We start from the raw sequence: 19,799 nt of genomic DNA on the forward strand, positions 1-19,799 counted from the left end.
CCCGGGTAGGGGGTCGCCCCGGGCGACTCAGTCACCGAGGCGCCCGACGCCGCCCATGAAGACCGCGCGCTCGGCGTCCTCCGCGCTCTCCGGAGTGTCAGGTCGCCACTCGGGAACCCAGACCACGCCGGGGTCGAGCAGCTCGAAACCGTCGAAGAGCGCGGTCAGCTCGGCGCGGCTGCGTACCCACAGCGGGTTGTCGGTCCGCCGGTAGACCCGCTCCGCCTCGGCGCGCTCGTCCTCGCTGCGCCCGTCGTCGCTGGCCTGCGACAGCACCAGGTAGCTGCCGGGCGCCAACGCGTCCCGCAGCGTCCGCAGCAGCTCCGCAGGCCGGTCGTCGTCGGAGACGAAGTGCAGGACGGCCACGACCATCACGGCCACCGGTTGGCTCAGGTCGAGCAGCTTGCGGACGTCCGGATGGGCCAGGATCGCCTCCGGGTTGCGCAGGTCCTCCTGCACGACCGCGGCCTGCTCGTTGCCGGCGAGGATCTCGCGGCTGTGCGCCACCGCCACCGGGTCGACGTCCACATAGACCACTCGCGACTGCGGGTCGAGCTGCTGGGCGATCTCGTGCACGTTGCCGACGGTCGGGATGCCCGAACCGATGTCCAGGAACTGCCGGATCCCGGCGTCGGCGAGGTGATGCACGGCGCGGCGCAGGAACGCCCGGTTGGCCTGGGCCATCAACGGCGCCTCGGGCACCGCGGCGACCATCGCCTGCGCCGCGGCCCGGTCGGCGGCGAAGTTGTGCGAGCCGCCGAGGTAGTAGTCGTACATCCGCGCGACGCTCGGGCGCTCGATGTCGATGGTGTCGGGTGCCCAGTCCGGCCGCTGCATGCGTTTCACCCCTCGAATCCGCGACGCGAGCATCGTCGCCCGCGCGGGTATTGTGCACCCGCCACGCACGCCAGACCATAGCGCGCCGAAGGTTGCCCGCCGACGTCGGTCGATGCGCGACGGTCCGCGCCGGCCGAAGCTGGCGCGGACCGTCGGTCGCGTCGTCCCGCTCGACGAGCGGGGGCAGGTCAGAACTTCGGCGCGTCCGGTGCCTCGAGCAGGCCCAGCCGGAGCGCGGTCATCAGGGCCTGAGCCCGGTTGGCCGCGCCGAGCTTCTCGTAGAGCTTCGAGATGTGCGTCTTCGCCGTGGACTCGCTGACGAACAACTGCTTGGCGATGCCCGCCACGCTCATTCCGTCGGCGAGCAGCCGCAGCACCTGCCCCTCCCGGGGAGACAACTGCGGGCCGGACGGGGCGAGCCGGCGCTTCATCGCCTCGGCCAGGTCGGCCGCGGTGAACGCGCTGGGGGAGGATGCGGCGTGCCGTGCGGCGGCCACCACCTCGTCGGCCGGGGCGGTCTTCGGCACGAAGGCGCTCGCGCCGGCCTCCAGGGCGCCGAAGAGCTGGTCGTCGCCGGCGTACATGGTCAGCACGACGATTCCCATCGACGCGCTGGACTTACGCAGTGCGCGGGTGGCCTCCAGGCCGCTGCCGTCGGGCAGCCGCAGATCCATGATCACCACGTCCGGCTGCAAGGCGCCGGCCTGGCGTACTCCCTCCGCCGCCGTGGCCGCCTCACCGACGACCTCGAACTGGCGGTCGCGCTCGAAGGCGTGCCGCAAACCCTTGCGAATCAGGTCATGATCGTCGACAAGGAGGACCTTGGTACGGGTGGCCGGTATCGGACTTGTGGTCATCCTCGGGTTACTCCCCTTCTGGTGCTGCGCTGCCGCGCACGTTATCGCGCCGGGCCGAGGTGCCGAGAACCACCGCCACAGTCGTGCCGCTGGGTTGCCGCGGCCTGATCTCCAACCGGCCCCGGATACGTTCCGCCCTCTCGGCCATGATCGCAAGACCGTACCGCCCGTCCGGGCGCTGGTCAGCCATCCCCTGACCGTCATCCGACACTTCTATTTGCGCGTACGGGGGGTCGACCTCACACGTGACCCACAAATTCGACGCCCCGGCGTGCTTGCGCGCGTTGGTCACCGCCTCCTGCGCGATGCGCAGCAACTCTGCTTCGGTGGCGGCCGGCAGCCGGGCGGTGGACTCGTCCAGCGAGAGGTGCACCCGCAGCCCGCCGGACGCGCCCACGGTGCGCGCGTACTCGGCGATCGCCGCGGCCAACCCACCCTGCCGGTCCACCTCGCTGCGCAGCTCGAAGAGGCTCAGCCGCAGCTCCTGGATCACCCGGGTCACCTCGCCGCGCAGCGTACGCAGGGCCTCGGCGGTCTCGTCGGCGTCGTCGAAGACGGTGGCCAGGGCGTTGTCGATGCCGTAGCCGACCATCACCAGCTCCTGGGCCACCCCGTCGTGGATCTCCCGGGCCAGCCGCTGCCGCTCCTCGTTGGTGGCCAGCGAGCGCACCTCGTCGAAGAGCAGCGCCGCCTCCAGTCGCAGCGCGGCCGGGCGGGTCAGCGCGGTCACCCGGGACACCACCGGCGGCGGGTACGCGTGCGCGGCGTCGGCCTCCAACACCACCAGCCCCACCGTGCGCACCCCGGCGACCAGCGGAATGATCAGCGCGGACACGTCGCCGCCGCGGTGCGAGCGGGACTGCGACCGGGCGGCCGTGGTGGCCTGCTGGGTGGCCCAGGCGTCGGCGATCGCCGAGTCCGCGTCCAGCGTCGTCTCCCAGTCCACCCGGTCGACACCGGCCTGGGCGAGCACCACGAGGCGACCTCCGCCGCTGGCCGACAGCACCGCGCCTCGGTCCGCGCGGGCCACGGTGCGCAGCTCCTCCAGCAGGTGCTCGGAGATGCCGCCCGGGTCCAGGGTCGCCCCGGGCAGCTGCCGGGCCACCGTCCGCAGCTGGGTCAGCAGCCGGGTGGCCTCGGCGTACGGCTGGGGTTTGCCCTCACCGCGGACCGCCATCACCCGGTGCAGCGTGCCGGCGGCGTAGAGCCCGAGCGCCGCCAGGATCAGCCACTGCGCGCAGACCGCGAGATAACCCAGCTGGCCGAGCTGGAGACCACCGTCGACCTGGGTCAGCGCGCCACTGAGCAGCAGTGTGGCGGCGGTGACCACGAGCAGCGCGGCGCCCTCCGGGAAGCGGCGGCGCAGCGCGGTGACGGTCACCGGGACCGCCAGGTAGGGCAGCACCGCCGACGCGCCCAGGCCGTCGACGGTGCCGCCGATGGACGCCACAGCGGCGACGTGGCTCGCGGCCAGCCCCAGCACCACCACCTCGGCCACCCGGCTCAGCGGGCCGACCAGCCGGTGCTGCGGTGCCAGCAGCGACGGCAGCCCGGCCACCGCCAGCAGCGCGATCCACCACAGCTGGGTCACGTCGCGGGTGGCGAACAGGGTCAGGATGGCGATCAGCGCCAGCATCACCACGCGGGCGGCCGCGGCGAGGGGATGCGGGTGCGGGGCGGTGGCTGTGGATGCGGGCACGTGACGGATGGTAGTCAGCCTCGGTAGATATCGGCGATCTCCGCCGCGTACGTCTTGTGGACAACCTGGCGCTTGACCTTGAGCGACGGGGTCAGCTCGCCGGTCGCCTCGGTGAAGTCGTGGGGCAGGACCCGGAACACCTTGATCGCCTCGGCCTTCGACACGGCCTGGTTCGCGGCGTCGACAGCGGCCTGGATCTCCTTGCGGAAGCCCTCGTGCTCACGCAACTGCTCGACTGGGGTGTCGAGGGGCATCCCGGCGTTCTCCAACCAGGTCGGCAGCGCCTCCTCGTCGACGGTGACCAGTGCCGCGATGAACGGCTTCCGGTCACCGACCACGACACACTGGCTGATCAACGGGTGCGCCCGGACCAGGTCCTCGAGCACCGCCGGGGCGACGTTCTTGCCGCCGGCGGTGACGATCAGCTCCTTCTTGCGGCCGGTGATGCTCAGGTAGCCGTCGGCGTCGAGCTGGCCCAGGTCGCCGGTGCGGAACCAGCCGTCGGCGCTGATCGTCTCGGCCGTCGCGGTCTCGTTGCGCCAGTAACCCTGGAAGACCAGCTCGCCGGAGATCAGGATCTCGCCGTCGTCCTCGATCCGCACTGTCACGCCGGGCAGCGGACGGCCGACGCTGCCCATCCGGGTGCCGCTGGGCAGGTTCGCGGCGGCGGCGGGGGAGGTCTCGGTGAGGCCGTAGCCCTCCAGGACCGTCACGCCGACGCCCCGGAAGAAGTGGCCGAGCCGGGCGCCGAGTGGCGCGCCGCCGGAGATCGCGTCCCGGCACCGTCCGCCGAGCGCGGCGCGCAGCTTGCGGTAGACCAGTCGGTCGAAGACCACGTGCTGGGCGCGAAGCGCCAGGCCAGGGCCGCCCGGAGTCTCCAGCGCCTCGCTGTACGCGATGGCGACCTGCTCGGCGCGGGCGAAGATGCCGCCCTTGCCGTCCGCCTCGGCCTTCTGCTTGGCGGCGTTGTAGACCTTCTCGAACACCCGGGGTACGGAGAGCACGAAGGTCGGCCGGAACGCCTGTAGCTCGGCGACCAGGTTCTTGGTGTCGGCGCAGTGCGCCATCGTGGCGCGCGCCTGCACGACGCCGATCTGGATGAGTCGGGCGAAGGCGTGCGCCAGCGGGAGGAAGAGCAGGGTGCTCGCGCCGGCGTTGAACAGGTTCGGCAGCACCGGCACCGCGTTGGCGATGTCGGCGTACATGTTGCGGTGGGTGAGCACGCAGCCCTTGGGTCGGCCGGTGGTGCCGCTGGTGTAGATGATCGTGGCCAGGTCGCCGGCGCGGACGGCCTTGCGCCGCCGCTCGACCTCGGCCAGCTCGACGGTGGCGCCGGTGGTGACCAGCTCGTCGACCCCGCCGCTGTCGATCTGCCAGACCTGGCCCAGCTCGGGCAGCCGGTGCCGGACACCGGCGATCAGGGCGGCGTGCGCCTCGCTCTCCACCACGACGGCGACGGCGTTGGAGTCCTCGAGGATCCACGCGGCCTGCTCGGCGCTGGACGTCTCGTAGATCGGCACTGTCACCGCGCCGACAGTCCAGATGGCGTAGTCCAGCAGCGTCCACTCGTAGCGGGTGCGGCTCATCAGCCCGACCCGGACACCGGGCTCGATGCCGGCGGCGATCAGCCCGCGGGCCACGGCGGCCACCTCGTCGCGGAACTGGAGGCAGGTCACCTCGGTCCATTCGGTGACGGTGCCGTCGGTGCGCGGGGTGGGGCGGGCGAACTGGACGGTGTCGGGCGCGACTTCGGCGTTGTCCCAGACCGGATCGGTGAGGTTGGCCGCGTCGCCAACGGTGACGATCGGCGGGACGGAGAACTCGCGCACCTGCACTCCTTCGTGCTCGCACTGGCTGGACCTGCCGCCGCCGTGGCGTCGGCATGTGTCGAAACCTACCCGGCGGGCGGTCGGGGTGAGACAACCAGGAGGCGGGTAGCCTCCCCCCATGGCGGACTCCTCCACCCAGTCGATCATCATCGGCGCCGCACCGGATCGGGTGACGGCGGTCATCTGCGACTTCGCGCGCTACCCGGAGTGGACCGACGCGGTGCGTCGCGCCGAGGTCGTCGAGGAGTACGAGGACGGCTACGCCAGTCAGGTGCGTTTCACCATCGACGCCGGGGTGATGGCCGACGAGTACGTGCTCGCCTACGAGTACGCCGAGGACCTGTCCCGGATCGAGTGGCACCTGGTCGCCCCCTCGAAGATGCAGAAGGCCCAGCGTGGTTCGTACGACCTGGCGGGTAACCCGGACGGCAGCACCACGGTGACCTACACGCTGGAGGTCGACCTGTCGGTCGGCATGCTCGGGATGTTTCGGCGCAAAGCCGAGAAGATGATCATGGACACCGCGTTGAAGCAGCTCAAGCGCCGGGTAGAAGCAACCGGTGCGGCGCAGTGACGTGTCCGGTGGCACGGTAGAGGAGCCGACGATGGGCGGAACGGATCCGGGTTCGGCCCGGGAAGAGGCGGAGCGACTGGTCGCCACCCTGTTGGCGGGGGCGCGACTGGCCTCCGCCGGCTCGGCGGGCGGCGCGTTCGGCTCGTTGGGCGGGATGCTGTCCGGTGTCCTCGGTCACAGCGCGGGCCCGGACGCCCGCTCCGGCTCCGGTGGTGCTTTCGCCACCGGTTCGGCCGAATGCTGCGTCTGCCCGGTCTGTCGGGGCATCGCCGCGTTGCGGGACCCGAGTCCGGAATTCGCCGAGCGGCTCGCGACCGGCGCCGGTGACCTCGCCGCGGGCGTCGCCAGCCTGCTCCGCGCGTTCTCCCCGGCGGAACCGTCCGCGCCGAGCCCGGCCGACCCGGCCGCCGAGCCGACCGCCCCGCGTCCGCCGGCACCCGCCGCGAGCACCGACGACGTGTCCCCAGAGCCACCCCCGAGCGCCCCGCCCACCGCGACCGCCGACGACCACGTGTGGCGCGATGCCACCCGCACCGGGCATGATTCTCAGCCGGCGCCGGAGCGGGATGTCTGGTCGGTCGCCACCCGGACGGCGGACCCACTCGCCCCGGCCGCCGTACCACCCGTCGACGAGGCCGGGACGGCGACCGTACCGGCACCGACCACCCGTCCCGTGGTGCCCGCCTCGCGGGTGCCCGATGACGCCGACGCGGAAGCATCGGGCGACGGCGCCTGAGCGCGGGACCTTCCGACCCGGACCGGCACTGGGCCGGCACCTGGGCCGGACAGCACAGCAGAGGGGGGCGGTAGCGGTGACGCTGACCATCGGAGTCGACGTCGGTGGCACGAAGGTGGCCGGCGGTGTCGTGGACGACACCGGCACGGTCCTCGTGCAGACCCGACGGGACACTCCCGCCGATGACGTGGCCAAGACCCGCGACGTCATCATCGAGTTGGTCGGCGAGCTGGCTGCCGGGCGGACCATCGAGGCCGTCGGCATCGGCGCGGCCGGTTGGATCGACGCCAGCCGTTCGACTGTGCTCTTCGCTCCCAACCTGGCCTGGCGTGACGAACCGCTGCGCGAGTACGTCAGCGAGGCCGTCGGGCTGCCCGTGATCGTGGAGAACGACGGGAACGTCGCCGCGTGGGCCGAGTTCCGCTACGGCGCGGCCCGCGACGCCGACGACTCGATGATCATGTTCACCATCGGCACCGGTGTGGGTGGCGGCATCGTCCTCGGCGGCGACCTGATGCGCGGCGCGCACGGCATCGCCGCGGAGTTGGGCCACATGCTTGCCGTTCCGGACGGGCACCAGTGCGGCTGCGGCCGGCTGGGCTGCATCGAGCAGTACGCCAGCGGTAGCGCCCTGGTGCGGTTCGCCCGGGCCGGCGCCCGGCAGGAGCCCAACCGGGCCACCGCCCTGCTGAAGCTGGCCGGCGGTGAGGCCGAGGCGATCACCGGCCCGATGGTGACCGCCGCCGCGCAGGGCGGCGACCCGGTCTCCGCCGAGGCGTTCGCCCAGATCGGCCGGTGGCTGGGCACCAGCCTCGCCGACATGGCGCAGATCCTCGACCCGCAGACCCTGGTGGTCGGCGGCGGCGTGATCGACGCCGGTGACCTGCTGCTCGGTCCCACCCGCCGCTCGTACCTCGACGCGCTCGCCCAGCGCGGTCGCCTGCCGGTGGCCGAGGTGCTCCCGGCGGAGCTGGGCAACAGCGCCGGGGTGATCGGCGCCGCTGACCTGGCCCGCCGGATCTGAGGCGGTCCACCGATGGGCGTGCCGCTGCGCGTGGTGTCGTACAACATCCACAGCCAGCGCGACGACACCGCCGCGCTGGCTGCGGTGGTCCGGGCCGCGACGCCGGACGTGGTGATCGTGCAGGAGGGGCCGCGCCGGTTCCGATGGCGACAGAAGTCCGCCACGTTGGCCGAGTCGTTCGGTCTGGTGGTGGCCGCCGGTGGGCTGCCCGCCCTGGGCAACCTGCTCCTGACCAGCCTGCGGGTCCAGGTGCTGGGCACCCGCTGCCAGCGCTTTCCGCTGACCCCCGGTCGGCACCTGCGCGGCGCCGCGTACGCCGACTGCCGGGTCGGTGACGCCCGGTTCACCCTCGCCGGCTCGCACCTGTCCACCGATCCGGCCGAGCGGCCCTCCCAGGCCACCGAGTTCAAGCGTGGCCTGGACGCGGCGACCAGCCCGGTGCTGGCCGGGGCGGACCTCAACGAGGGTCCGGACGGGCCCGCCTGGGCCACCGTGTCGCGCGGGTTGACCGACGCGGCGGTGGCGGCCGACCGGGCCGAGCGGCTCACCTACTCCTGCGCCGACCCGCGCCGACGGATCGACGCGCTCTTCGTCGACCCGCGGATCACAGTTGTCGACTACGACGTGGTGGACACCCCGCAGACCCGCCGGGCCAGCGACCACTTCCCGCTCCTGGTCGACCTGCTGCTGCCCGCCGCCGGCTGACCCCCGACCCGGCTCGCCCGTCGTCGCGTCAGGCTCAGGACTGGACATCCGGCCCGGTTGTGGAGAGGATTTCGCGGCGACCGGCACGCCTGCCGTACCAAAGGAGATGTCCCCGGTGTCCACCTCCACCGACCACGGCCGGCCCGACCCGGAGGCGACCTCGCCCGCGGCGAACAGCGACGGCCGCCCGGTCTCCGACCGGGGCGACACGGTCTGCGTCATCGGGGCCGGGGCCAGCGGCCTGACGGCCATCAAGAACCTGCGTGAGCACGGGTTCGGCGTGGACTGCTACGAGCGGGAGACGGGCGTCGGCGGCGCCTGGAACTGGCGGCACGACCGCAGCCCGGTGTACGCCAGCACCCACCTGATCTCGTCGAAGCCGTTCACCCAGTTCCCTGACTTCCCGATGCCGGACTCCTGGCCGGACTACCCCCATCACGGTCAGCTGCTGTCCTACTTCGAGCGGTACGCCGACCACTTCGACCTGCGTTCACACATCTGGTTCGGCACGGAGGTGATCCGGGTCGAGCCCGTCGAGGGCGACCGGTGGGACGTGACCACCCGCTCCACCGGCGGGTACGGCCCCGAGCGCACCGCCCGGTACGCCGCCGTGGTGATCGCCAACGGCCACAACTGGTCGCCGAAGCTGCCCCGCTACGAGGGCCTCGAACAGTTCCGCGGCGAGATCATGCACGCGTCGTCCTACAAGGACCCGGCGCAGCTGCGCGGCAAGCGGGTGCTGGTGGTCGGCGCCGGCAACACCGGTTGCGACATCGCCGTCGAGGCCGCCCAGCAGGCGTCGCGTTGCTGGCACTCCACCCGCCGGGGCTACTGGTACGCGCCGAAGTACGTGCTCGGTCGCCCCGCCGACCAGGTCAACGACAGCCTGTTGGCGCTGCGGGTGCCGCTGCGGGTGCGGCAGTGGCTCTACCACTGGACGCTGCGGCTGACCGTCGGCGACCTGACCCGCTTCGGCCTGCCCAAGCCCGACCACCGGGTGTACGAGACGCACCCGATCGCGAACAGTCAGCTCGTGTACTACGTGGGCCACGGCGGGATCGGCCCCGTGCCGGACGTCGCCCGGTTCCACCCGTACGCGGTGGAGTTGGCCGACGGCCGCGAGATCGACCCCGAGGTGGTCGTCTTCGCCACCGGTTACCTGCCGCGCTTCGAGTTCCTCGACGCGTCGGTGTTCGGCGACAGCGCTGGCGCGGGCCGACCCACGCTGTGGCTCAACGCGTTCACCCCGGGGCATCCGACCCTGGCCGTCGCCGGCCTGCTGCAACCGGACTCCGGGCTGTTCACCCTGTCGCACTGGCAGACGGTGCTCTTCGCCCGGCTGCTACAGGCCCGTCGGGACCGGCCGGAACGGGCCACCGCGTTCGCGTCTCGGGTGCGGGACCGGGCGGGGGAGCGGTACTCCGGGCCGGTCAAGGACAGCAGCCGGCACTGGTTCGAGGTCGGGCACGCCGACTACCTGCGCGCCATCCAACGCGCCCTGGTCGAGCTGGAGGGCAAGTGAGCGCGAGGAGTGAGCTTGCGAGCCCCGCAGTCGCGAACGAAAGGCTGGCACGGTGAGCGCGAGTAGTGAGCTGCGGATCATGCGGGGTCGGGAGTGGTCGCGGCCGGTCCGGCCGGCCCGGCGGGAGGTGCTCAGCGCGGTCCCCGAGCTGGAGGAGGGGCGTCCGCCGCTGCTGTTCGTACCCGGGTTCGGGCACGGCGCGTGGGCGTTCGCCGAGCACTGGTTGGGTCACGTGGCGTCGCGGGGGTTCCCTGCGTACGCGGTGAGCCTGCGCGGGCACGGTGGCAGCGAGCCGGCGCCGGAGGCGACGCTGCGGGCGTACGCCCACGACGTGGTCCAGGTGGCCGCAAGCCTGCCGCGGCAGGCGGTGCTGGTGGGGCACGGCGCCGGGGCCCTGGTGGTGGCACACGCGTTGGCCCGCTACCCGGCGCGGGGCGCGGTGCTGGTGGCGCCGGTCTTCGGCGGCTGGGGGGTGCTGGGCGCGGCCTTGCGCCGCAACCCCGCGGGCACGTTGCCGGCGGTGTTCGGCGGGCCGTTGCGGCTCAACCGGGGGCAGTTGTTCAGCCGCGAGTTGCCCGACGAGGAGGCCCGGCGGTATGTCGGACGCCTCGGTCGGGCGGGTCGGCGGGCCCAGTGGGCGCTGCTGGGTGAGCCGGAGGCCGAGCCGGCCGTGGGCGCGCCCCCGGTGTTGGTGCTGGGCAGCCCGGACGACCGGGTGGTGCCGGCGTCGACGTTGACCCGGGTGGCCCGCCGGTACGGGTCGGCCCCGCTGCTCTTTCCCGGGATGGGCCACGACCTGATGCTGGACGCGCGGTGGGCGGAGCCGATCGACGCGATCCTGGACTGGCTGGAGAAGGAGCCGGCGGCGCACTGAGCAGCGAGGCCGCCGGCGGTCAGCCGCCGGCCTGGTGGACGGCCGGGCTGCCGGCCGGGGTGGCTGGCCGGGGCACCCGAGCGGCGCCGTCGGAGCCGGTGTCGGTGCTGGTCAGGCGGCTGATCAGGCCGCCGCCCTCGTCCAGGGCGTGCAGGTAGGAGCGGGCCCAGGCCCGGATGTCGTGCTGGTGCAGGTGGGCGCGCATGGCCCGCATCCGCTGGGTGGTGTCGGCCGGGTCGGCCCGCAGCGCCGCGCGCAGGCCCTGCTTGAGCCCTTCCAGGTCGTGCGGGTTGACCAGGTACGCCTGGGACAGCTCGGCGGCGGTGCCGGCGAACTCGCTGAGCAGCAGTGCGCCAGTGTCGTCGACCCGCGCGGCCACGTACTCCTTGGCGACCAGGTTCATTCCGTCGCGCAACGGGGTCACCGCCATCACGTCGGCGACCCGGTAGAGCGCGGCCAGCTCGGCCCGGTCGAAGGGCTGGGTGAGGTAGTGGATCGCCGGCTCACCGACCCGGCCGAACTCGCCGTTGATCCGGCCTACTTCGCGTTCGATGCGCTCGCGCAGGATCTGGTACTGGCCGACGCGTTCCCGGCTCGGCATGGCGACCTGCACCAGCACCGTGTCGCGGACCTTGACGTCGCCGCTGGCGAGCAACTCGCTGTACGCCTTGAGGCGCTGCTCGATGCCCTTGGTGTAGTCCATCCGGTCCACGCTGAGGACTACCTGCCGGGGATCGCCGAGGTCCTGACGGAGCCGGTGGGCCCGGGCGGCCACGTCCGGACGGTCGGCGAGCGCTGCCATCTCGGCGGTGTCGATGGAGACCGGGAACGCGCCGATGCGGACGACCCGGTCGTCGATGCCGATCCGCCGGTCGGTGGCCGGCAGCTCCAGCACCCGGGTCACCAACTGGGCGAAGTTGTGTGCGGCCTGCACCCGCTGGAAGCCGACCAGGTCGGCGCCGAGCATGCCGCGCAGCAGTTCGGCCCGGCGGGGCAGTTGCATGAACAGCTCCGGCGGCGGGAACGGCACGTGCAGGAAGAACCCGATGCGCAGATCCGGGCGGAGCGCGCGCAGCAGACCGGGGACCAGTTGCAGGTGGTAATCCTGCACCCAGACCACCCCGCCCGGCTCGGCCACCTCCGCTGTCGCCTCGGCGAAGCGCTGGTTGACCCGCTGGTACGCCTCCCACCACCGGCGGTGGTGTTGCGGCTGCTCCACGGAGTCGTGGTAGAGCGGCCAGAGGGTGGCGTTGGCGAACCCCTCGTAGTGGTCGCGCAGGTCTTCCGGGCTGAGGGCGACGGTGTGCATCCGCACGCCGTCCACGTCCGGCAGGGCGGGGGCCGGCCCGGTGCCACCGGCCCAGCCGACCCAGGTCGCCGGGGTGTGCCGTAGGAGCGGGAGCAGCGCGCTGACCAACCCGCCCGGGCTGCGCCGCCACTCGCAGGCCCCGTCGGGGGCCTGATTGTCGTCGATGGGGAGGCGGTTGGCCACCACCACGAGAGAACTCTGTCGCATCTCGGGCATTCCGATCAGCAGAGGACTGACCGCCGCGAGCAAGGAAAAACCGGTCAGTCAGCGGGGGAAGTGACGTACAGCGGTATTCCTACTGACAGTAAGTTACACCACTGTTACGCCCCCGGCGGGGCGCTGCTGTCCCGGGATGCGGGCCGACCCTCAGACGACGGCGCCGTTGTCCGGGTCGTCCTCGTCCTCGTCGCCGGGACGCAGCCGCCAGATCAGCGTGACGAAACCGGCCAGGATGCCGGTGAACCCGAACAGCGTGACCGCGGAGCGGTCGATCGGGAGCAGCCACGGAAAGAGGAACAGCACGAACCCGACGACCACCCCGAGCACGCCGATCACCGCGTACTTGCTGACCCGGGGCAGCGGCGGCGGTGGCGGCGGGTGGTAGCCCTCGTCGTCCTCGTCGTCGGGCAGGTCGGCGCCGAAGGTGTCCAACCCGTCCAGCAGCGACGGCTCGTCCGGTCGGGTGCCGCGCCCCACGGAGATCCCGGAGATGTCCGTCGCGGACGGCAGCCGGCGAACGTCGGTGGCGGTCGGACCGGGTTCGTCGGTGCCCGAGCGGGTCAGTGGCCCGGAGGTCGGCTCGTCCCGGTTGTCCCGCTCGTCCACGTCCTCCGAGGCCGGCCACGGGTGGTCACCAGGCGTGGAGGTCGTGTGGAAGCCCGCCACGATCCGTGCCCACTCGGCGTCGATGTCCGGTTCGTCGCGAGCCGGAGGCTGCTCCGGAGCGGTCTCGTCGGCGAGCTGGGTCAGGTAGTCCCGTGCGGTGGTCAGGTGCGAGCGGTCGACGTAGAGCCGGTCGACCGGCCGGGCCGGCACTGTGGTGGTGCGGGTGACCGGGTTGAGGTCGGCGGAGGGCTGGAGGTAGGCGGCGATCCCGCCGGCGGCCAGCACGTCGAGCAGGTGCTCACCGACGCGCGGATCGACGTCGCCGACGACGGCGTACTCGTTCGCGTCGAGCCCGTTGTCCCGCCGTCCCCGGCGGGCCCCACCCGCTGACACCCGGACATCCCCCTTAACGCGCCTTCCGGCGCGGCCACCGCTGCCCTTCGGCGCCAGTCCGCACGCCGTGCTCTGAATCGTGACACGTCAGGGCATGGTTCCGGGAGTGCGTTGTGTCGCGTCTTCCAAAGTCACGGCTGCTTCCGCAGGTCGCGGCGGGGCTTCTTTGTCCGTTCTTGCGCGACAAGTGCGATCTCGGTGATCGCGGGCGGCCCGATGCCTCGACAGGGTTTTCGTCCGTTGTGGTGAGAGCGCTCGCTTCGTAGGCTCGGCGGCGACGACGGCTGGCGCTGTCGCGGGCACACCACGGGAAAGGACGCCGGTGCTCTACTGGCTGCTGAAGTACGTCATCCTCGGTCCGCTGCTCAAGCTGATCTTCCGCCCGCAGGTGGAGGGCCTGCGCAACGTGCCGGCGACCGGTCCGGTGATCCTGGCGAGCAACCACCTCTCCTTCTCCGACTCGATCTTCACGCCGTTGATCACCGCCCGGAAGGTCACCTTCGTCGCCAAGGCCGAGTACTTCACCGGCAAGGGGATCAAGGGCTGGCTGACCAAGATGTTCTTCGTCGGCACCGGCACGATTCCGGTGGACCGCTCCGGTGGCCGGGCCGCGCGCGCCGCCCTGGACACCCAGTTGCAGGTGCTGCGGGCCGGGGGAGTGGCAGGCATCTACCCCGAGGGCACCCGCTCCCCGGACGGGCGGCTCTACCGGGGCAAGACCGGGGTGGCCCGGCTCGCCCTGGAGAGCGGCGCGGTGGTGGTGCCGGTGGCGATGCTCAACGCCGACGAGATCCAGCCGCCGGGCAAGCTCATCCCCAAGATCGACCGGGTGAAGATCCGGTTCGGGGCGCCGCTGGACTTCTCCCGCTACGCCGGGCTGGCCGGCGACCGGTTCGTCGAGCGCGCGGTCACCGACGAGATCATGTACGAGTTGATGGAGCTCTCCGGTCGGGAGTACGTGGACGTCTACGCCCAGAAGCTCAAGCAGCCCGTCCCGACGCCGCTGGCCGCCTGAACCACCGCCGGGGCGGCCCGGTCGGCGGTCAGGGCAGGTGGAGCAGGGCGGGGGCGTGGTGACGGCCGGCGAAGTCGTGCAGGCGGGCGCGGGTCGCCGCGGCGGCGGGCGGGTCGGTCTCGGCCAGCGGGCCGATGGCCAGCCCCAGCGTGATGATCTCGTCGGTCACGTCGGTCATCCGGGCGTAGCTCGCCGCCGCCGAGCGCAGCAGGCTCGCCGCGGTCGAGGCGTCCCCGGCGTGCCGGGCCAACGTGGCGTCGGCGACCTGACCGGCCGCGTGAGCCCACGGGGTCATCCGGGGCGCCCGGTCGAGCAACTGCCGAACCAGCCGGGCCGCGTCCGCGCCGAGCACCCCGGCGACGTGCCCGACGGCCGGCACCCACTCCGCGAACGGAATCATCCGGGTCCGTTGCCAGTCCTCGTCCAGCTCGGTGAGCAGCGCCATCGCCTCGTCACGGCGGCCCTGCACCGCCCGGCAGAGGGCGGCGTGCGCCAGGGTGGAGCGCAGCACCCGGTGGAAACCGGTGCGCCGCGCCGCGACCAGCGCCTGCTCGACCAGATCCCCACCCGTTGCGGCCGGCCCCGCAGTCTCATCGGGCCCGTCGGGGCCGACCAGCTCGGCTCCGGCCAGCCCGCGCATCCAGCCCGAGACCGCCACGATGTGCAGATCCCACTCCGCGGTCGGCCGTCGGGTCGACTCCGCCGCCATCGCCAGCGCCGCCGTCCAGTCACCCGCGTAGTACGACCGCGCCCACTGGTCGGCGAAGCTGGTGGCCAGGCTGTGTTCGCCGCCGAGGTCGAGGGTGAGCTGCTCGTCGACCAACCGGGCCGAGCCGGCCAGGTCGCCCTCCTCCTGCAACGCCCAGGCCAGGTTCTGCACCGCCCGGCGCCGACTGGTCAGCCGCTCCACCCGGCAGTGCTCGGTCACCTCCGCCAGCTCCGGGAACGCCTCGGCCGAGCCGGCCAGGTAGCGCGCCACGGCCAGTGTGATCCGCGCGTTGGCCTGGACCTCCCGCAGCTGGAGCCGCTCGGCGAGGGACTCCGCCGCCCGCGCCGCGGTGCACGCCGGCTCGGTCTCCGCGTTGAGCATGTGCACCCGGGCCAGCTCCAGCAGGGCGCCCGCCTTCTCCTGACTGTCCGGTAGGTCGTCGTAGATGCCGATCGCCTGGTCCAGGAAGTGCAGTGTCGTCGAGCGGTCGGCCCGACTCCAGGCGGCGGTGGCGAGCAGCGTCCAGGCGCGCGCCGCCCCCGTCCGGTCGCCGCTGGTGGTGAGCCGCTCGGCCAGCCCGGTCAGGGTGTCCGTGCCCCCGGCCACCAGGAAGGCGTCCCCGTCCCGATAGAACGCCAGCTCGGCGTCGAACAGCTCCAGCGCCGGGTCCGGCCCGACGTCCAGGGCCAGCGCCCGGCCGACCAGCGCGGCGGCGGTGTCCAGCGCGTGCAGCTCGTACGCCCGGCGGGCCGCCCGGTGCAGCGCGGCCCGCGCCGGCGGGGCGTAGGGGGCGGTGTCCAACCCGACGGTCCGGGCGATCTCGTGTGCCGCCCAGCGATGGTTGGCCAGCACCTCGGCCAGGTCGTACTGCCGGCCGTCGGTGAGCTGTGCCATCCAGTCGGCGGTGCGTTGGTGGCGCAGCACCCGCTCGGCCCTGGGCAGCCGCTGGTAGCAGACGTCGCGCACCAGGATGTGCCGGAACCGGTACTCGGGCTGGCCGGGCATCGTCGACGTGCTCTGCTCGTACACCAGGTCGCGACGTTGCAGGCGGTCCAGCGCACGCTCCACCCACTCCACCGGCCGCCCCAACGCCATCGCCACCGGCGGGGCCCAGAACACCACGCCCACCACGGCGGCGGCCTGGAGCACCGCCCGGTCGGCCGGGTCCAGCAGGTCGAGCCGGTTGGCGATGACCGCCTGCACGGTGCGGGGCATCTCCGCGCCACCGTCGAGGTCGAGGCGGGGGGTCGGACCGACCGCGTCGAGCAGGCCGCCGTCCAGCAGCATCCGGGCGTACTCCTGGGCGTAGAGCGGGTTGCCGTCGGCGAACTCGATCAGCGGCGTACGCGAGCTGGAGGGCAGCGTCGCCTGCCCGAGGAGCAGCGAGTAGAGCGTGTCGATGTCGGTGTCGTGCATCGGCGGCACCGAGATGGACATCGCGCCACTGATCGTGCCGGTCCAGGCGGGGTTCCGTTCCCGCAGCTCCGGCCGGGCGGTCGCGACGACCAGCAGCGGTACGCCGCGCGCCGACGCGCCCAACTGCTCGACGAAGGCGAGCATCGCCTGGTCGGCCCAGTGCATGTCCTCGAAGACCAGCACCGTCGGGCCGGTGGTCGCCAGGGCGAGCAGGAACCGCCGCCACGCGGCCTCGGTCTCGCCGGGGGTGAGTCGTTCGCCGGGTACGCCGATCAGCGGCCCGAGCGCCTCGGCCAGCCGGATCGCGTGCGGGTCGGCGAGTTGCCCCAGCCGGGACCGCAGCCGTTCGCGCAGCGCGGCCGGGTCGTCGACCTCCGGCACGCCCACCCAGGTCTTCACGATGTCCGACAGGGCGGCCCAGGTGACGTTCTCGCCGAACGGCGGGCACTGCCCGACGAGCCAGGTGATCGGCGGGCCGGGAAGGCTGCCGGCGTGCCGGGCCAGCTCGCGCAGCAGCCGGCTCTTGCCCACACCGGCCGGGCCGAACACCGTCACCAACTGGGAGGTCCGCTCGGTCACCATCCGGTGCAGCGCGTTGACCAGCAGACCGCGCTCGTGTTCCCGGTCCACCATCGGGGTCAGCTCGGCGCCGCGCGGGTCCCGGTGAGGTCGCACCTGGACGGCCAGCCAGATCCGGCTCACCGCGGACCGGCCGCGCAGGGTGACAGGTGGTTGGTCGGCGTACTCCATCTCGTGTCGGGTGGCCGACCAGGTGCTCTCGTCGACGACGACACCACCCGGCGGGGCGAAACCCTGCAGGCGGGAGGCGGTGTTGACCACGTCTCCGGTCACGAAAGCCTGCCCACCGTCGCGGGTGGCGGAGAGGTCGACCAGGGCCTCGCCGGTCGCGATGCCGACCCGGAAGCTCAGCGGCGGCTGCGGACCGGCGGGCTGGCGGGCCAGGTTCCGTTGCAGCTCCAGGCCGGCGCGGACGCACCGCAACGCGTCGTTGTCGGTGGCCACCGGCGCGCCGAACAGCGCCATCGCCGCGTCGCCGATGTACTTCTCGACCACCCCGCCGTACTGGTGCACGATCCGGCGCACGGTGGCGAAGTAGGTCTGTTGCAGACTGCGGGCCTGCTCCGGGTCGGCCCGCTCCGCGTAGCTGGTGAAGTCCACGATGTCGACGAAGAGCACGCTGACCTGACGCCGGTCCTCCTGCACCGTGACGGCGTGGTCCCGCAGCGGCTGACCACAGCTGGTGCAGAAGTTGACCTCGGTGCTGTTGGCGTGCCCGCAGTGCGCACAGTTGACCCCGAGCGGCTGGCCACACCCGCCGCAGAAGCGGTCGTCCGGCCCGGCCGCGCGTGCGCAGTGTCCACACTTGAGGTCGATGTTCAGCTCCGTGGGCGAAAGAGGTCAGTATCGCGGCCGGTCGGCCCAGTCGGGTACCCGACGTGCGGACGGGCAACGGCGTCGATCGGTCGGGGTTAGTGTTCCGTACCAGGAAGTTTCATGTCAGGGAGAGTGCCGTGCAGGTACGACTGTCCGCCTCGTGGACCGATCCGGGTGGCACGCAGTGGGCGCCGGGCGACACGATCGACGTCGATGCGGTCACTCTCGCCGAACTGGAGGAGCAGGGCATGGTGGAAGAGCCTGAGGGTCAGTCGGGCGGGTCGGGGGAGACCACGACCACCTCGTCGAGCACGTCCACGGCTGGTAAGCCGACCGATCCGAAGAAGATCGGTCCGGGGCCGGGTGCGCCGCCGGCCGACGGCAAGGAGAACTGATCGTCCGGGTGCGGTCGGCGGGCCATTGGTCCACCGGCCGCACCTGTCTGTCCGTCTCACCCGTTGGCCGCCGCGAACCTGTCCGGCGTCGGTAGGCGTAGCCCCAGGGCCCGGGTGAGCAGGGGAGCGATCAGCCCCAGGGTGGCCAGCACACCCAACCCCGAGATGACCAGCACCCATCGTGGCCCGACCACCGCCAACAGCGGTGCGCCGACGGCGTAGGCCAGTGCCTCCGCCGCGTACGGGAACATGTAGACGGTGCCGAACACCACGCCGAGCCGTTCCGCCGGCACGTTCTGCTGGATGAGGGTGTCGGCGGCGACGTTGTGCCAGCCCGCGCCGACACCGGCCACCGCCTGACCGGCTATGGCGAGCGCGATCACCGGGCTCAGACCGGTGACCAGCGTTCCGGCGCCGAGCGCCAGTAACGCGCCGTAGAGGACCAGGTCCATCCGGATGCGTACGCCGGTTCTCGCCAGGCACATGGGACCGAGCACCATGCCGACGCCGTAGGCGGTGCCCAGCAAACCGATAGTGACCTCGGTGGCGCCCAGTTCGGCGCGTCCGAGGGGGACGATGGCGAGGTTGTCCAGCGCGGCGAACATCACCATCACCAGGAACCCGACCGAGACCGCACGGACGACGCTGTGCCCTCGGACCACCCGCAGCCCTTCGCGCAGCACCGTGTGCAGTGGCTCGGGCCGGCGGGTCGCGCCGGTCGTCGAGAGCGTCCGAACTCCGCCGATCAGCAACGCGGAGAGAACGAACGTCGCCGCGTCCACGAGCAGCGTTGCGGTCAGCCCGAGGGTCGCCAGCAGGAGGCCGCCGACGGCTGGCCCGGCAGCGAGCCCGATGTTGACGCCCGTCGCGAGTTGCGCGTTCGCCGCCGGCAGTTGCTCGCGTTCGACGAGGCGGGGGAGCAGGCTGCGTCCCGCGGGAGTGAACGCGGTGGCGGCCGTGGTAGCCGCGGTGATCAGCGCCAACAGGACGGGCAGGGGCGGCGCGAGCAGCGCGACGGCGAGGTACGTCAACGCCTGGGCGGTGTCGCAACCGATCATCAGCCGGCGCTGGTCGAACCGGTCGGCCAGGGCGCCGAGCAACGGTCCGAGCAGCCGGGGCACCGTCGACGCCAGCAGCAGCAGGGCGACCGCGCCGCCGCCGTGCCGGTCGTAGACGGCGATCAGCAGCGCCGTCCGGGCCAGCTGGTCACCGGTGTACGACACCAGGCGCGCCGACCAGTACCGACGAAATGCGACATTGCCGCGGAGTAATGACATGACCGGTGGCTCCTCACTGCTGCGGGTATGTCGGCACGGGCCCTGGAACAGGGGCGGGCGCGGCAACCTTGTCAGCGCGGTGTGGAGGCCAACAACCGCTCTTCAGCCAGTGATTCATGTCGATTTGTCCTATTTCGTCCCATCGTTCTACGCCGTAGCGTCCTCGGCAAGACAGGCACGACGGGCACCACACAACCGACCAGGGGGACGACATGGCGACCACGACGACGACCACCACCACCGCGAGCGGCTGGGCCGGACCGGGCATCTGGGCCGGACCGGGTTTCTGGGCCGGACCGGGCTACCAGTCGACCGCGGCCCGCTGGCCGGGTGCGACCCGCTGGGTCGGCCCGACCCGTTGAGCCCCGCGCGCTGAACCGCGAGCACGGTGACGCCGGCTGCCACTGG

Annotated in this window: 17 protein-coding genes; 9 read left to right on the forward strand and 8 right to left on the reverse strand. The window is 72.5% G+C overall.

Translation table 11 applies throughout. The annotated features are described in order from the left end of the window. Window positions 1–27: 27 nt before the first annotated feature. The 4 genes from OG598_RS02035 to OG598_RS02050 form a co-directional block, all read right to left on the reverse strand. The gene (locus tag OG598_RS02035; protein WP_091407552.1) at window positions 28–837 is read right to left on the reverse strand and encodes an SAM-dependent methyltransferase; all 810 of its coding nucleotides are present in this window, start codon (window positions 835–837) and stop codon (window positions 28–30) included. Window positions 838–1,025: 188 nt separating this feature from the next. Further along, on the reverse strand, window positions 1,026–1,694 hold the full coding sequence (locus tag OG598_RS02040) for a response regulator transcription factor (RefSeq protein ID WP_030337723.1): 669 nt from the start codon (window positions 1,692–1,694) through the stop codon (window positions 1,026–1,028). Window positions 1,695–1,701: 7 nt separating this feature from the next. Beyond that, entirely contained in the window at window positions 1,702–3,393 is a 1,692-nt protein-coding gene (locus tag OG598_RS02045; protein ID WP_328652791.1) for a sensor histidine kinase, read from the reverse strand. Between the two features lie 14 nt (window positions 3,394–3,407). Then, window positions 3,408–5,222, reverse strand: coding sequence for an AMP-dependent synthetase/ligase (locus OG598_RS02050; protein ID WP_328652792.1), 1,815 nt, complete (start codon window positions 5,220–5,222; stop codon window positions 3,408–3,410). A gap of 118 nt (window positions 5,223–5,340) precedes the next feature. Between OG598_RS02050 and OG598_RS02055 the strand changes: the two genes are divergently transcribed. The 6 genes from OG598_RS02055 to OG598_RS02080 all read left to right on the forward strand — a co-directional run bounded on the left by OG598_RS02055 (window position 5,341) and on the right by OG598_RS02080 (window position 10,657). Further along, window positions 5,341–5,796, forward strand: a complete 456-nt coding sequence (locus OG598_RS02055) for an SRPBCC family protein (protein ID WP_328652793.1) — start codon at window positions 5,341–5,343, stop codon at window positions 5,794–5,796. A gap of 31 nt (window positions 5,797–5,827) precedes the next feature. After that, window positions 5,828–6,532, forward strand: a complete 705-nt coding sequence (locus OG598_RS02060; RefSeq protein WP_328652794.1) for a hypothetical protein — start codon at window positions 5,828–5,830, stop codon at window positions 6,530–6,532. 76 nt (window positions 6,533–6,608) lie between these two features. Continuing rightward, window positions 6,609–7,556, forward strand: a complete 948-nt coding sequence (locus OG598_RS02065) for an ROK family glucokinase (RefSeq protein WP_091407561.1) — start codon at window positions 6,609–6,611, stop codon at window positions 7,554–7,556. Window positions 7,557–7,568: 12 nt separating this feature from the next. Further along, entirely contained in the window at window positions 7,569–8,261 is a 693-nt protein-coding gene (locus OG598_RS02070; RefSeq protein WP_328652795.1) for an endonuclease/exonuclease/phosphatase family protein, read from the forward strand. A gap of 115 nt (window positions 8,262–8,376) precedes the next feature. Further along, on the forward strand, window positions 8,377–9,783 hold the full coding sequence (locus tag OG598_RS02075; RefSeq protein ID WP_328652796.1) for a flavin-containing monooxygenase: 1,407 nt from the start codon (window positions 8,377–8,379) through the stop codon (window positions 9,781–9,783). A 79-nt stretch (window positions 9,784–9,862) separates the two neighbouring features. After that, entirely contained in the window at window positions 9,863–10,657 is a 795-nt protein-coding gene (locus tag OG598_RS02080; RefSeq protein WP_328655246.1) for an alpha/beta hydrolase, read from the forward strand. Window positions 10,658–10,676: 19 nt separating this feature from the next. Here OG598_RS02080 and OG598_RS02085 read toward each other — a convergent pair whose 3' ends face one another. Both OG598_RS02085 and OG598_RS02090 read right to left on the reverse strand, forming a co-directional pair. After that, the gene (locus tag OG598_RS02085) at window positions 10,677–12,173 is read right to left on the reverse strand and encodes an alpha,alpha-trehalose-phosphate synthase (UDP-forming) (RefSeq protein ID WP_328655247.1); all 1,497 of its coding nucleotides are present in this window, start codon (window positions 12,171–12,173) and stop codon (window positions 10,677–10,679) included. A 159-nt stretch (window positions 12,174–12,332) separates the two neighbouring features. Continuing rightward, window positions 12,333–13,184: a DUF308 domain-containing protein gene (locus OG598_RS02090; RefSeq protein ID WP_328652797.1), complete on the reverse strand. Its 852-nt coding sequence runs from the start codon at window positions 13,182–13,184 to the stop codon at window positions 12,333–12,335. 322 nt (window positions 13,185–13,506) lie between these two features. Here OG598_RS02090 and OG598_RS02095 point away from each other — a divergent pair, with 322 nt between their 5' ends. Beyond that, window positions 13,507–14,199, forward strand: coding sequence for a lysophospholipid acyltransferase family protein (locus OG598_RS02095; RefSeq protein ID WP_112582788.1), 693 nt, complete (start codon window positions 13,507–13,509; stop codon window positions 14,197–14,199). A 28-nt stretch (window positions 14,200–14,227) separates the two neighbouring features. Here the strand turns inward: OG598_RS02095 and OG598_RS02100 are convergent, their stop codons facing one another. Then, window positions 14,228–17,725, reverse strand: a complete 3,498-nt coding sequence (locus OG598_RS02100) for an adenylate/guanylate cyclase domain-containing protein (protein WP_328655248.1) — start codon at window positions 17,723–17,725, stop codon at window positions 14,228–14,230. Window positions 17,726–17,856: 131 nt separating this feature from the next. Here OG598_RS02100 and OG598_RS02105 point away from each other — a divergent pair, with 131 nt between their 5' ends. Beyond that, window positions 17,857–18,114 carry a hypothetical protein gene (locus tag OG598_RS02105; protein WP_196918950.1) on the forward strand — a complete coding sequence of 86 codons (258 nt, stop codon included), beginning with the start codon at window positions 17,857–17,859 and terminating at the stop codon, window positions 18,112–18,114. A 56-nt stretch (window positions 18,115–18,170) separates the two neighbouring features. Here the strand turns inward: OG598_RS02105 and OG598_RS02110 are convergent, their stop codons facing one another. Continuing rightward, window positions 18,171–19,391: an MFS transporter gene (locus OG598_RS02110; RefSeq protein ID WP_328652798.1), complete on the reverse strand. Its 1,221-nt coding sequence runs from the start codon at window positions 19,389–19,391 to the stop codon at window positions 18,171–18,173. Window positions 19,392–19,603: 212 nt separating this feature from the next. Between OG598_RS02110 and OG598_RS02115 the strand changes: the two genes are divergently transcribed. Next, complete coding sequence (locus tag OG598_RS02115) at window positions 19,604–19,753, forward strand: hypothetical protein (RefSeq protein WP_328652799.1); 150 nt, start codon at window positions 19,604–19,606, stop codon at window positions 19,751–19,753. The last annotated feature ends 46 nt before the right edge of the window (window positions 19,754–19,799 follow it).

The organism is Micromonospora sp. NBC_00330, assembly GCF_036136635.1.
Taxonomy (GTDB): domain Bacteria; phylum Actinomycetota; class Actinomycetes; order Mycobacteriales; family Micromonosporaceae; genus Micromonospora; species Micromonospora salmantinae.